The following is a 13385-nucleotide window of genomic DNA, read 5'->3' as shown; positions in this document are numbered from 1 at the left end:
GCGGGCCGCGCCCGTCCCGCCCGGCGGGACGATTGCCCACACGGGCCGGGTCGGGGTCACGGCGTGGACAGGCGTTCGATGGCTGACATCGGGACCGGGAGCCAGTCCGGACGGTGGCGGGCCTCGTACACGACCTCGTAGACCGCCTTGTCCGTCTCGTAGGCCCGCAGGAGCGCCGGGTCCGCCCGGGGGTCCACGCCCGCCGCCTCGGCGTAGCCCGTGCAGTACGCCGCCCGGCACCGGGCCGCCCAGTCGGCGTTCCAGGGCCGGTGGGTGCGGGCCGCGTAGTCGAAGGAGCGGAGCATCCCGGCGACGTCGCGGACGGTGGGCTGGGGGCTGCGGCGTTCGTCCAGCGGCTTCGCCGGTTCGCCCTCGAAGTCGATGACGGCCCAGCCGCCGTCGGAGCCGCGCAGCGTCTGCCCGAGGTGCAGGTCCCCGTGGATGCGCTGCACCGCGGCCCCGCCGCTCGCCGCGGCGAACACGGCCCGCAGGCCCGGCACGTGCGGCAGCAGCGCAGGGACCGCCTGGGCCGCCTCGTGCAGCCGGCGGTCCATCGCGGCGGCCAGCAGCTCGGTCTCGGACCGGGCGAGGCGCCGGGTGGGGAGGGCCCGGGCGAGGGCCAGATGCACCTCGGCCGTCGCGCGGCCGAGGGCCCGGGCCTCCGTGGTGAACTCCCTCCCGTCGGCGAGCGCGTCGAGGGCGAGCCGCCAGCCGTCGCGGGAGTCCCGCAGATAGGGCTGGAGGACGCCGAGGGTGGAGGCACCGGACTCGAACCAGGCCACGGGTGCCGGGACGCGGGCGCAGCCGGCTCCGGCGAGGGCGAGGGGGAGTTCCAGGTCGGGGTTGGCCCCCGGGCTGACCCTTCGGAAGATCTTCAGGATGAACGAATCTCCGAAGACCAGTGACGAGTTGGACTGTTCGGCGTCGAGCATGCGGGGGGCGAGGGCGGGCGGGAGGGGGGTCGTGGCGTGGAAGCGCAGGGGGCCGGTCCGGCCCGGGGTGCGCAGCCGCTCGTAGAGGAGGCCGGCGAGCCGCGGGTCGCGCAGCCCTTCGTAGACGGCCCGTCCGGCGAGCGGCCCCTGCCGGATCCGCCCGATCAGGGCGGGGGCGAGGCGGGGCGGGAGCTGGGTCCGTACGCCCAGGAGGAGTTGGTAGCAGTCGGCGGGCGTCCCGGCCGGCCGGCCGGGCTGTTCGACCCGTACGAGCAGATGGAGAAGACCGGGTCCCGCGCCGTCCAGGGGCAGCAGCTCGGTGGCCGCGTCCAGCGTGAATCCGGTGACCCGGCGGCCCTTGCCCGCGAACCAGCGCTGTCTCGGCAGCCATTCGTGGAGCAGGGGGGTGAGGGCCGGAAGGAGGGCGTCCGGGGCCCGGGTGGTGGATGCGGTCTCCGGCATGGCATCGCGTCCTTTCCCCGGGGCGCGCAAGTGGCGTTCGTATACGTTCAAATGCGCAGAGTGTCCCGGATTGCGGCTGTGACTGTCCGGATGTGCGGGACGTGTCGGAAGGGGAAGATCCGTATGGGCCCGGCAAGAAGGCCCGGATGGACCTGAATCGTGGCGTGGATCGTGTGTCGTTCACAGTGCCCAGAGTGGGACGGGGGAAACCGTCCCACCCCGAGCGAGCGGGAACTGGCTCCCGCTCAGGCCTTCTTGAGACGGAACCAGTAGAAGCCGTGTCCCGCAAGGGTCAGGAGGTAGGGCAGCTGGCCGATGGCCGGGAACTGCACCCCGCCGATCAGCTCCACGGGCCGGGTGCCGTCGAAGCGGCGCAGGTCGAGCTCGGTCGGCTGCGCGAACCGCGAGAAGTTGTTCACGCAGAGGACCAGGTCGGCGTCCATTCCCTCTTCGGGGGCGGTCTCCCGCAGGAAGGCGAGCACCGCCGGGTTGGAGGCCGGGAGTTCCGTGTACGTCCCCGTGCCGAAGGCCCGGTTCTGCTTACGGATCTCGATCATCCGCTTCGTCCAGTGGAGGAGCGAGGACGGCGAGGCCATCCCTGCCTCGACGTTGGTCACCTGGTAGCCGTGGACCGGGTCCATGATGGCCGGCAGGTAGAGCCGTCCCGGGTCGCAGGAGGAGAAGCCCGCGTTCCGGTCGGGGGTCCACTGCATCGGGGTCCGCACCCCGTCCCGGTCGCCCAGCCAGATGTTGTCGCCCATGCCGATCTCGTCGCCGTAGTAGAGCACCGGCGAGCCGGGCAGCGAGAAGAGCAGCGCGGTGAACAGCTCCATCTGCTTGCGGTCGTTGTCGAGGAGCGGGGCGAGCCGCCGCCGGATGCCGATGTTGGCCCGCATGCGCGGGTCCTTGGCGTACTCGGCGTACATGTAGTCGCGTTCCTCGTCCGTGACCATCTCGAGCGTGAGCTCGTCGTGGTTGCGGAGGAAGATGCCCCACTGGCAGCCGGACGGGATCTCCGGGGTCTTGGCCAGGATCTCGGAGACCGGGTAGCGCGACTCGCGCCGGACGGCCATGAAGATCCGCGGCATGACCGGGAAGTGGAAGGCCATGTGGCACTCGTCGCCGCCCGAGCGGAAGTCGCCGAAGTAGTCGACGACGTCCTCCGGCCACTGGTTGGCCTCGGCCAGCAGCACCGTGTCCGGGTAGTGGTCGTCGATCTCCTTGCGCACCCGCTTGAGGAAGGCGTGGGTGGCCGGGAGGTTCTCGCAGTTGGTGCCCTCCTGCTGGTACAGGTACGGCACGGCGTCCAGCCGGAAGCCGTCGATCCCCAGGTCCAGCCAGAACTTCAGCGCGGAGAGGATCTCCTCCTGCACCGCCGGGTTCTCGTAGTTGAGGTCCGGCTGGTGCGAGAAGAACCGGTGCCAGTAGTACTGCTTGCGGACCGGGTCGAAGGTCCAGTTCGACGACTCGGTGTCGACGAAGATGATCCGGGCGTCGGCGTACTGCTTGTCGTCGTCCGCCCAGACGTAGTAGTCGCCGTACGGGCCCTCCGGGTCGCGCCGCGACTCCTGGAACCACTCGTGCTGGTCGCTGGTGTGGTTCATGACGAAGTCGATGACCACGCGCATGCCGCGCTGGTGGGCCGCGTCGACGAACTCCACGAAGTCGGCCAGGTCGCCGAACTCGGGGAGCACCGAGGTGTAGTCGGCGACGTCGTAGCCGCCGTCCCGCAGCGGGGACTTGAAGAACGGCGGCAGCCAGAGGCAGTCCACGCCCAGCCACTGGAGGTAGTCCAGTTTGGACGTGATGCCCTTCAGGTCGCCGACGCCGTCGCCGTTGCTGTCCTGGAAGGAGCGGACGAGGACCTCGTAGAACACCGCCCGCTTGAACCAGTCGGGATCGCGGTCCTTGGCGGGGGTGTCCTCGAAGGTGTCGGGGACGGGCTCGTTGACAGTCATGTGGTGGGTGACCCTCCGGTCTGCGGGGACGGTCGCAGGGCGAGTACGTGCGCGGGCGTGACGCCCGGTTCCAGGCGCACGTAAGCTGCCCTGCCCCAGTGATAGGTCTCGCCGGTGAGCTCGTCGCGCACCGGCACGGTCTCGTGCCAGTCGAGGCCGAGTTCCGGCATGTTCAACGAGAGTGAAGCCTCCTGGGTGTGGTGCGGGTCGAGGTTGACGACCACCAGAACGATGTTCGAACCGGAGCGCTTCGAGTACGCGATCACCTGCGCGTTGTCGGTGTCGTGGAAGGTCAGGTTCCGCAGCCGGCGGAGGGCCGGGTTGCGGCGCCTGATCCGGTTCAGCGCGGTGATCAGCGGGGTGATCGTCGCCCCGGAGCGCTCCGCCGACTCCCAGTCCCTCGGCCGCAGTTCGTACTTCTCCGAGTCGAGGTACTCCTCGCTGCCGTCCCGCAGCGCGGTGTTCTCGCACAGCTCGTAGCCGGCGTACATGCCCCAGGACGGCGAGAGGGTCGCCGCGAGCACCGCCCGCGCCTCGAACGCCGGCCGGCCGCCCCGCTGGAGGTAGGCGTGCAGGATGTCGGGGGTGTTCACGAAGAGGTTCGGCCGCATCTGCGCGGCCGCTTCCCCGGACAGCTCGGTCAGGTACTCCGTCAGCTCCTCCTTGGTGTTGCGCCAGGTGAAGTACGTGTACGACTGCTGGAATCCGATCGCGCCGAGCGTCCGCATCATCGCCGGACGGGTGAACGCCTCCGCCAGGAAGATCACGTCCGGGTCCGCCCGGTTGATCTCGCCGATCACGCGCTCCCAGAACACCACCGGCTTGGTGTGCGGATTGTCCACGCGGAAGATCCGGATCCCGTGGTCCATCCAGTGCCGCAGCACCCGCACGGTCTCGGCGACGATCCCGTCCATGTCCTTGTCGAACGCGATCGGATAGATGTCCTGGTACTTCTTCGGCGGGTTCTCCGCGTACGCGATCGAACCGTCCGGGCGGTGGTGGAACCACTCCGGGTGCTTCTCCACCCACGGGTGGTCCGGGGAACACTGGAGCGCGAAGTCCAGGGCGATCTCCAGCCGCAGCTCCCGGGCCCGCGCCACGAAGGCGTCGAAGTCCTCGAAGGTCCCCAGGTCCGGGTGGAGCGCGTCGTGCCCGCCCTCCGGCGAGCCGATCGCCCAGGGCACGCCGACGTCGCTCGGCGACGCCGACAGCGAGTTGTTGGGGCCCTTGCGGTGGGTCTCGCCGATCGGGTGCACCGGCGGCAGGTAGACCACGTCGAAGCCCATCGCCGCGACCGCGGGGAGCCGTTCGGCCGCGGTGCGGAAGTTCCCCGGGACCGTACGGCCCTTCACCTTCCGCACGCCCTCCGAGCGCGGGAAGAACTCGTACCAGGAGCCGAACAGGGCCCGCTCGCGCTCCACCTGCAGCGGCAACGCGGGGGAGGCGGAGAGCAGTTCGCGCAGCGGGTGCCGGTCCAGGGCGTCGACCACCTGCGGGGCGAGCGCCGCAGCCAGCCGCACGGCCGCCGGACGGGAGACGTCGCGCAGCGCGTCCGCCGCCCCGAGCACGGCCTCCCGGCCGCCGCCCTTCTTCGGGACGCCCTTCGCGGCCCGCTCGTGCAGCTCGGCCCCCTCGGCGAGGACCAGTTCGGAGTCGATCCCGGCCGGGATCTTGATCCTCGCCGTGTGGCGCCAGGTGGCCACCGGGTCGCTCCAGGCCTCCACGGTGTACGTCCACAGGCCCTCGGTGTCCGGGGTGACCTCGGCACCCCACCGGTCGGTGCCCGGGGCCAGTTCGCGCATCGGGGTCCACGGGCCGGGGCGGCCCGACGGGCCGCGCAGTACGACATTGGCGGCGACCGCGTCGTGGCCCTCGCGGAAGACGGTCGCCGTCACCTCGAAGGACTCTCCGGCCACCGCTTTCGCGGGGCGCCGGCCACAGTCGACCAGCGGGCGTACGTCCAGTACGGGAATGCGTCCCATGAGCGGATTCACAGCATCACCTGACGGGTTACGGGGGTGCGGGTGGTGGTGCGCTCTTTCTAGCTCCGTCGACGGCCGGCGGGTTGCGGGCATGACGGCTCCTGTCCGCGTTCACTCGGATGGCGGGTCCACAGGGATGAAACAGGGATGAACGAAGGTCACGGAGGGACGGGTTCGGGGGTGTACCGCAGGAGCCTTCCCACGGTTCTCGGGTGGGCAATCCGGCGCTTTGTTAACTACTCGGACGTAGGCACATCGGCAAGCACCCGACCCGGACAAGAAAGAAGCCCCGCCTCTGTGGGGCGGGGCTCGGTCTGCGGGCGGAGTCAGGGGCGCGGCGAGGCGTCCGGTTCCTCCGCGTCCGTCGACCACACCTGCCAGGGCTGGCGGGCCACCCACTCCTCCACCGGGGCCGGTTCCAGGCCGAGGACCTCCGACGACACCCCGTCGTCGTCCGCCATCAGCAGCGGATCGGCGCCGCTCGCCATGTAGTGGTAGATCCCCGCGACCCCGGCCGCCGTCTCCGGGCCGAGCAGCTGCGCCAGGCCCCGCTCGAACACGGCCGGATCCAGCTCCTCGTACCGCACCGCCCGGCCCAGCCCGCGCCCGAAGGCCGCCGCGAGGTCGCGGCCCGTCAGGGCGCGGTCCCCGCCGATGTCGAAGGTCCGGCCCTCCAGGCCCTCCCGGGTGAGCGCCGCGAGGGCCGCCTCCGCGAGACCCCGGTGCGACAGCCACGCCGTCCGCGCGGACTCCGGCAGCGGATAGGCGAGGACGCCGTCGTCGACGAGCGCCGGGCCGTTCCACGGCGAGAACAGGTTGTCCAGGTACACCGGCGGCCGGACCACCACCAGCGGCACCCCGCTGTCCCGCAGCACCCGCTCCGCGAGCCGCCGCGTCTCGAAGGCGGCGACGTCCGTCGGGCCCAGCGGGAGACGGGTGTTGGCGTTGAACACGAGGCGGGACGTCCCCGCCGCCAGGGCGGCCTCCGCGATGTTCCGCGCGTACGCCTCCACCCGCGTCTCGTCGTACACCAGCGGCATCGTGACGAACGCGTGCGTGGCCCCCGCGAAGAGCCGCCGCACATCGCCAGGGACCCCCAGGTCGCCCGCGAGGAAGAAGGCGCCCGGGAGCGGCGGCCGGTCCGCCTCGGGGCGCCGGGTCAGGGTCCGCACCCGGTGGTGGCGCTCGGCGAGGAGGCGGGCCACCGCACCGCCCTGGAAGCCGGTCGCGCCCACGACCGCCACCCGCATCGGAATCTCACTGGACATGTGTGTCTGAGGCCCTTCGATAGGCTGTCACCGCTGCCGTGACGGCGTCCCTCCAGGCTCGCCGCGACGGCTTCGGCCGTTCAATTAACAAACCGGGGCGGAAGTTGAAGGATCGTCCATGGAAACCGCGGGAACCGACCGTCGCGACCGGCGAGACCCCCTCGACCGGCATGACTCCTTCGTCGAGGGCGAACACGAAGACCTCCTGAGCGAACTCCTCAAACCCCTCCGGCTCACCGGCGTCTTCGACAGCCGCTGGCACGTCCGCGCCCCCTGGGCCATCGAGGGCGACGCCGAACGCAGCTGCGCCGTCCTCCACTACGTCGTCGAGGGCACCTGCTGGATCACCACCGACGACGAGACCCCGGTCGAACTCCACGCCGGCGACCTCGTCGTCTTCCCCACCGGCGCCGCCCACCGCCTCTCCGACCGGCCCGAACGCCAGGGCCTCCCGCTCAAGGCCGTCCTGCCCGAACGGCAGCCCGGCACCTCCGGCGAGATCGTCATCGACGGCAGCGGCCCCGAGAGCCGCCTCCTCTGCGCCGGGCTCCACTACGACGCCAGCGCCGCCACCGACCTCTACACCTCCCTGCCCTGGGCCCTCGTCCTCGACGGCCCCCAGGTCGAACGGGAACCGCTGCTCCGCGACACCCTCCGGCTGCTCGCCGCCCCCGACCGGCCCGTCGGCCCCGGCGACCGGCTCATCACGCTGCGCGCCTTCGAGATGGCGCTCGTCCTCGCGCTCCGCCCGCTCCTCCGCGAACTCGCCGGGAACCCGGCCTCGCTGCCGCTGCTCCGCCACCCCGGGATCAGCCGGGCGGTCGTCATGATGGCGACCCGGTTCGCCGAGCCCTGGACCATCGACTCCGTCGCCCGGGAGGTGGGCATGTCCCGCTCCGCCTTCACCGCCGCCTTCCGCGACCTCGTCGGCGACTCCCCGGCCCGCTACCTCGCCGCCCGCCGCATGCAGGAGGCGGGACGGCTCCTCACCGAGACCTCCCTCCCGCAGTCGGCCCTGCCCGCCCGCGTCGGCTACCGCAGCGCCGTCGGCTTCCACCTCGCCTTCCGCAAGTGGTTCGGGGTGACCCCCGGCGAGTACCGGGCGGGGGAGGTCAGAGCCGCCTGATCCCGCCGACCTGACATCTTCGGGAGCCCCTGGACGGTTCTTAAGGACCCCTGGACGGACGTTCATTGTCCGGCCGGGTCCACCGGGACAGGCTCGGGACGGCAGAGCCGTGGCACCCGAGGAGAGGCGACACACCGGTGACGAGGTCCGGGCAGGAGTATCTGGAGGGACTGCGCGACGGGCGCGAGATCTGGCTCGACGGGGAACGGGTCGAGGACGTCACCGCCCACCCCGCCTTCCGCGCCTCCGCCGCCTCCTTCGCCGGCCTCTACGACCTCGCCGACGACCCCGTGCACCGCCCCGTCCTCGTCCAGGGCGGGGTGCGCCGCGCCTGCGCCGTGCCCCGCTCCTACGAGGACCTCGTCGCCCGGCGCCGCGCCTTCCGCACCACGGCCGCGGCGAGCTACGGCTTCCTCGGCCGCACCCCCGACTACATGGCCGCGGGCGCGGCCGGATTCGCCGCCGCGCCCGCCGTCTTCACCGGCGAGACCTTCGACGGCGCCGACCACGCCCTCGCCTTCCACCGCAGGATCGCCGAGGGAGACCTGCACGTCGCGTTCACCCTCACCAACCCCGCCTCCGGGCGCGGCGAGGACGACCTCACCCTGCGGGTCGTCGGGGAACGCGACGGCGGGATCGTCGTCCGCGGCGCCAAGACCATCGGCACCGGCGCGGTCTTCGCCGACGAGCTGCTCGTCGGCACCATCGAGCCGCTCGCCGCCGACGACACCGAGCGCGCCGTCACCTTCTCCGTACGGCTCGACACCCCCGGCCTCAAGCTGATCTCCCGCACCTCCTACGAGGAACGCTCCCGCTCCGTCTTCGACCACCCGCTCTCCTCCCGGTACGACGAGAACGACGCGATGCTCGTCTGCGAGGACGTCTTCGTGCCCTGGGAGCGGGTGCTCACCTACCGGGACCCGGCCACCACCGGCGCGATCTGGTGGCAGACCCCCGCCTACCCGAACCTCGTCCACCAGGCCGCCACCCGCTTCTGGACCAAGCTGGAGTTCCTCACCGGCCTCGCGATCCTCCTCACCCGCTCGAACGGCACCGAGAAACTGCCGCCCGTCACCCAGGCCCTCGGCCGGCTCCTCGGCATGGTCGCCCAGGCCAAGGCCTTCGTGCTCGCCGCCGAGGCCTCTTACGAGGAGGTCGACGGCGGGCGCGGCGGGGTCCGCCCCGGGCAGGAGATCTCCTTCGCCCAGCGGATCATGGCCGGCGAGCTCTACCCGCGCGCCGTCCAGGACGTCAAGCTCCTCGCCGGTGGTGCCCTCGTCCAGCTCCCCGCGAGCGGCCGCGACCTCCTCCACCCCGAACTCGGGCCCCTGGTCCGCCGCTACTTCGCGACGCCCGGCCACTCCGCGGAGGACCGCGTCAAGCTGCTCAAACTCGCCTGGGACGCCCTCGGTTCGGAGTTCGCCGGCCGCCACGAGCAGTACGAGCGCTTCTACCACGGCGCCCCGCACGTCTACCTGACCATGCAGACCTGGGCCGGCGCGGCGGGGGAGTGCGAGAACCTCGCCCGGGCCTGCCTCGACGGCTACGGCCTGGGGACGACCCGGTGACGGCACCACCACCGGTCCCACGGCGCGGGGCGCTCGCCCTGCTCGCCTCCACCCAGCTGCTGCTGATCATGGACACCGCGATCGTCAACGTCGCGCTGCCCTCCGTCGGAGAGGACCTCGGCTCCGGCTCCACCGGCCTCTCCTGGGTCGCCAACGCCTACCTCATCACCTTCGGCGGACTGCTCCTCCTCGGCGGACGCGTCGCCGACCTCCTCGGCCACCGGCGGGTCTTCCTCGGCGGCCTCGGCCTGCTCGCCGTCGCCTCCGCCGCCGGTGGTCTCGCCCCCGGCGCCGACGCCCTCGTCGCGGCCCGCGCCGCCCAGGGCGTCGGTGCCGCCCTCGCCGCGGCCGCCGCCTTCGCCCTGCTCCTCCTGCTCTTCCCCGACGGCCCCGCCCGGCACAGGGCCCTCGGCGCCTTCGCCGCCATGGGCGGTCTCGGCGGCGTCCTCGGCACGGTCCTCGGCGGCGTCCTCACCGACGCCCTCGGCTGGCGCGCCCCGTTCTGGCTGAACGTCCTGCTCGCCGCCGCCCTCGCCGCCCCGGCCCTCCGGATCCTCGCCCCCCGCACCGCAGCCGCGCCCCGCGGCGGCTTCGACCTCGCCGGGGCGCTCACCGCCACCGCCGGGCTCGGCCTCGTCGCCCACGCCCTCGTCGGCGGCGCCGAAGCCGGATGGCTGTCCGCCCGCACCCTCGGCGCCGGAGGAGCCGGGCTCGCGCTGCTGCTCGCCTTCGCCGCCGTCGAGACCCGGGCCGCCGCCCCGCTCGTCCCGCCCGCGGTCCTCGCCCGGCCCGCGCTCCGCCTGGCCAACATCCTCGCCGCACTCGCGCAGACCGCGCTGTTCCCGATGTTCTTCCTGGTCAGCCTCTACCTCCAGAGCGTTCTCGGGTACGCGCCCCTCGGCGGCGGCCTCGGACTCCTGCCGCTCTCCCTGGTCGTCGTCGCGGTCGCCCCGCAGACCGGCCGGATCATCTTCCGCGTCGGCCTGCACCGGGCCATGACCCTCGGCTTCGTCCTGCTGTGCGCAGGAACCCTCTGGCTGGCCCTCGCGCTCACCCCGGACGGCACCTTCGCGAGCACCGTCCTCGCCCCCAGCCTCCTCCTCGGCGCCGCCCTGCCGCTGGTCATGGTCACCACCAACGTCGCCGCGACGGCCGAGGCCGCACCCGAGGAGACCGGACTCGCCTCCGGACTCGTCAACACCAGCCAGCAGTTCGGCTCCGTCCTCGGCCTCGCCGTCCTGGTCGCCGTCGCCGCCGCCCGTACCGCGGACACCACCCGCACCGGGGCCGCCGGCGCGGCCCGGGCCGCCGCCGAGACCGCCGGCTTCCGCGCCGCCCTCCTCACCGGCGCCGCCCTCGCCGCGCTCGCCGCCCTGCTCTCCGTACGCCTCCACCTCCCGGAGCGGGCCGCGGCACCGGAGGACCGGGTGCCCGATCCGTACTGACCCCGTCCCGCTCCGCGATGCCCACGACCACCCGGCGAGTGAGCCGAGGGGCCGCACCAGCGCCCCGGAGGCGAACCGAGCCCCGAAGAAGAGGAGCCCGCTGTGCTCGGCGACCCGCGTCACATGACCGAGGAGATACGCGCCGCCGACCCGCTGGGCGCCGACGCCCTGCTCGCCGCGGTCCCCGCGATGAACGCGCGGGCCGACACGGCGGCCCTGACCGTCGCCCTCCGGGCCCTCCTGCCGGACCCCGAACGGGCCGCGCTGTGGAGCGTCGGCGGCGCACTCGCCGCGATGCGGGACCTCGGCATCCTGCTCGGCTCCCTCAAACGGCACGGCGTGCAGCCGCTGGCCGCGGTGCCCGAGGCGCTGCCCGTCCTGGAACTCCTGGGCCGCCGCACCGACATGATCCCGCGCGACACCGTCCACCACTACACGACCTGGAACCCCGACGGCCCCCGCCGCCGCACCTACACCGGAGACCCGACCGAGGCCCGCCTCCAGGACGCGGTACGTATGGTCTTCCCGGGGCTCGTCGCGGCCCTGGAGGACTGCGCCCGGGTCGCCCGCCTCGAACCGTACGCCCCCGGCTTCGCCGCCGCCCTGGACCGCGTCGCCGGCCACGTGCGGACGATGGTGGACTCCATCGACCTCACCGTCGCGCAGGTCCCGCCCGCGTACTTCGCCCTCACCCTTCGCCCGTACTTCGAGGAGGTCGAGATCGACGGCCGCGACTACCTCGGCCCGGCCGCCGCACAGGTCCCGCTCTGGCTGGTCGACCTGACGCTGTGGCAGTGCGACCGCTCCGACGCCGCCTACGACGCCTTCCTCGCCGAGTCCCTGCCCTACGCCCTGCCGTCCTGGCGCGCCTTCCACGCCCGGCACCGCGGCGGTGTCTCCGCCGTCAGCAAGCTGTCGGCGGCGGTCAGCTGGGAGGGCGCCGACCGGCTGCCGCCCGTGCTGGCCGCCTCGGCGGAGGCGCTCGGCCGCGTCCTGCGGATCCTGAAGACCTTCCGGGCCCGGCACCTCGGCATCGCCCGCAAGGCGTACAGCGACGAGGTGCGCCTGTACGAGGAGGGCAGCGGCGGGGCCCCCGTCGCGCTGCTGCGCTCGATCCTGGACCTGACCAGGGAGAACGAGACCATGGTGCGCCGCGCGACCGCGCGGCGCCGTCCCGCCGGGGCTCCCGTCGGCCCGTCGGCCGCGTAGGACAGGCCCCATCGGCGCGAAGGAGCATTCGAGATGTCCCCCCACAACCCCGTCCCCCGCACCCCCGCCCCCCGCACCCCCGCCCTCCGCACCCCCGCTCCCCACGGACCGGACCACCGGCCGCACTACGGTCACAGCCCGCACATCGTGATCGCCGGCGGCGGCATCGCCGGCCTCACCGCCGCCCTCGCCCTGCACGCCGCCGGATTCGAACGGGTGACGGTCGTCGAGGCCGCCGCGGCCATCCGCCCCCTCGGCGCCGGGCTCAACCTGATGCCGAACGCCGTCCGCGAACTCGACGCGCTCGGCCTGCTCGACGCCCTGGAGGCGGGCGCCCTGCGCACCCGCGAACTGCGCTACTACCACCGCTCCGGCGGCCTGATATCCCGCGAACCCCGCGGCCTCGGCGCCGGCTACCGCTGGCCCCAGCTGTCGGTCCACCGCGGCCACCTCCAGCAGGTCCTCGCCGGCGCCGTCCGCGCCCGGCTCGGCTCGGCGGCCCTGGTCACGGGCGTCAAGGTGACCGGCGTCGAACTGCTCCCGGACGGCCGGCCCCGGCTGCGCCTGGAACACCGCGACGGACCCGTCCGGGGCCGGGCCTCCCTCGAACCGGACGTCCTCGTCGGCGCCGACGGCATCCGCTCCGCGGTCCGCGCGGCGCTGTACCCGGCGGAGGGCGGGCCCCCGTGGAACGGGATGCTCGTGTGGCGGGGGGTCTCCCGGATGCCCGCACGGGCCGTGGGCTCCTTCATGCTCATCGCCGGCGACGACCGGCAGAAGGCCGTCGTCTACCCGATGGGCCGGCCCACCGGACCCGGCCGGGAGGTCCTCGTCAACTGGGCCCTCGCCCGGCCCGCCGACACCCCCGGCGACGCCTGCGAGGAGCGGCTGCGGGGCGACTGGAACCGCGCCGTCCCCGTCGACGCCTTCCTCCCGCACTACGAGGGCTGGGAGTTCGACGGCGTCAGCGTCCCCGCCGTCCTGCGCGCCGCGGACACCGCGCACGAATACCCGATGGTCGACCGCGAACCCCTCGACCGGTGGACCCACGGCCGCACCACCCTCATCGGCGACGCCGCCCACGCCATGTACCCGATCGGCTCCAACGGAGCCACCCAGTCGATCGTCGACGCCCGCGCCCTCGCCCACGCCCTCGCCCGGCACGCCGACCCCGCCGAGGGCCTCGCCGCGTACGAGCGCGAACGCCGCCCCGCCATGACCGCCCTCCAGCACGCCAACCGGCAGCTCGGCCCCGAGGTCGTCATCGACCTCGCCCACGCGCGCGCCCCGCACGGCTTCACCGACATCCACCAGGTCATCCCCGCCGAGGAGCTCGCCGCCATCGCCGGACGGTACGCGGCGACCGGAGCCTTCGACCCGGCCACCGTGAACCAGGGCTCCCCGTACGAGCCGGCGGTACCCACCGTCTGACCCC

Annotated in this window: 9 protein-coding genes; 5 read left to right on the top strand and 4 right to left on the bottom strand. The window is 73.3% G+C overall.

Annotated elements, in window-relative coordinates:
* Window positions 1-56: 56 nt before the first annotated feature.
* The 4 genes from IE237_RS00615 to IE237_RS00600 all read right to left on the bottom strand — a co-directional run bounded on the left by IE237_RS00615 (window position 57) and on the right by IE237_RS00600 (window position 6602).
* Window positions 57-1394, bottom strand: a complete 1338-nt coding sequence (locus IE237_RS00615; protein ID WP_189799795.1) for a maltokinase N-terminal cap-like domain-containing protein — start codon at window positions 1392-1394, stop codon at window positions 57-59.
* A 245-nt stretch (window positions 1395-1639) separates the two neighbouring features.
* Entirely contained in the window at window positions 1640-3352 is a 1713-nt protein-coding gene (treS, locus tag IE237_RS00610) for a maltose alpha-D-glucosyltransferase (RefSeq protein ID WP_189799794.1), read from the bottom strand.
* Window positions 3349-5334, bottom strand: a complete 1986-nt coding sequence (locus IE237_RS00605; RefSeq protein ID WP_229842173.1) for an alpha-1,4-glucan--maltose-1-phosphate maltosyltransferase — start codon at window positions 5332-5334, stop codon at window positions 3349-3351. Before IE237_RS00605 ends, treS begins: the two co-directional genes overlap by 4 nt.
* A gap of 326 nt (window positions 5335-5660) precedes the next feature.
* The gene (locus tag IE237_RS00600; RefSeq protein ID WP_189799792.1) at window positions 5661-6602 is read right to left on the bottom strand and encodes an SDR family oxidoreductase; all 942 of its coding nucleotides are present in this window, start codon (window positions 6600-6602) and stop codon (window positions 5661-5663) included.
* A 118-nt stretch (window positions 6603-6720) separates the two neighbouring features.
* Between IE237_RS00600 and IE237_RS00595 the strand changes: the two genes are divergently transcribed.
* From IE237_RS00595 to IE237_RS00575, 5 genes are all read left to right on the top strand, one after another.
* Window positions 6721-7728, top strand: coding sequence for an AraC family transcriptional regulator (locus tag IE237_RS00595; RefSeq protein ID WP_189799791.1), 1008 nt, complete (start codon window positions 6721-6723; stop codon window positions 7726-7728).
* 137 nt (window positions 7729-7865) lie between these two features.
* Complete coding sequence (locus tag IE237_RS00590) at window positions 7866-9296, top strand: 4-hydroxyphenylacetate 3-hydroxylase family protein (RefSeq protein WP_189799790.1); 1431 nt, start codon at window positions 7866-7868, stop codon at window positions 9294-9296.
* Complete coding sequence (locus IE237_RS00585) at window positions 9293-10741, top strand: MFS transporter (RefSeq protein ID WP_229842172.1); 1449 nt, start codon at window positions 9293-9295, stop codon at window positions 10739-10741. The genes IE237_RS00590 and IE237_RS00585 overlap by 4 nt, the downstream gene beginning before the upstream one ends.
* Window positions 10742-10843: 102 nt before the next feature.
* The gene (locus IE237_RS00580) at window positions 10844-11950 is read left to right on the top strand and encodes a monodechloroaminopyrrolnitrin synthase PrnB family protein (RefSeq protein ID WP_189799789.1); all 1107 of its coding nucleotides are present in this window, start codon (window positions 10844-10846) and stop codon (window positions 11948-11950) included.
* Between the two features lie 33 nt (window positions 11951-11983).
* Window positions 11984-13381, top strand: a complete 1398-nt coding sequence (locus IE237_RS00575) for an FAD-dependent monooxygenase (protein WP_229842169.1) — start codon at window positions 11984-11986, stop codon at window positions 13379-13381.
* Window positions 13382-13385 lie beyond the last annotated feature (4 nt).

It is taken from the genome of Streptomyces tanashiensis (genome assembly GCF_014648895.1).
In the GTDB taxonomy this organism is placed as follows: Bacteria; Actinomycetota; Actinomycetes; order Streptomycetales; family Streptomycetaceae; genus Streptomyces; species Streptomyces tanashiensis.
Note: the sequence above shows the minus strand (reverse complement) of the source record. Positions and strands in the feature narration are given on the sequence as shown.

Excerpts from the sequence above, each read along its gene's own strand:
- IE237_RS00600 (WP_189799792.1), bottom strand. The coding sequence starts at position 6,602 with ATGTCCAGTGAGATTCCGATGCGGGTGGCGGTCGTGGGCGCGACCGGC.
- IE237_RS00615 (WP_189799795.1), bottom strand. The coding sequence starts at position 1,394 with ATGCCGGAGACCGCATCCACCACCCGGGCCCCGGACGCCCTCCTTCCG.
- IE237_RS00575 (WP_229842169.1), top strand. The coding sequence starts at position 11,984 with ATGTCCCCCCACAACCCCGTCCCCCGCACCCCCGCCCCCCGCACCCCC.
- IE237_RS00595 (WP_189799791.1), top strand. The coding sequence starts at position 6,721 with ATGGAAACCGCGGGAACCGACCGTCGCGACCGGCGAGACCCCCTCGAC.
- treS (WP_189799794.1), bottom strand. The coding sequence starts at position 3,352 with ATGACTGTCAACGAGCCCGTCCCCGACACCTTCGAGGACACCCCCGCC.
- IE237_RS00605 (WP_229842173.1), bottom strand. The coding sequence starts at position 5,334 with ATGGGACGCATTCCCGTACTGGACGTACGCCCGCTGGTCGACTGTGGC.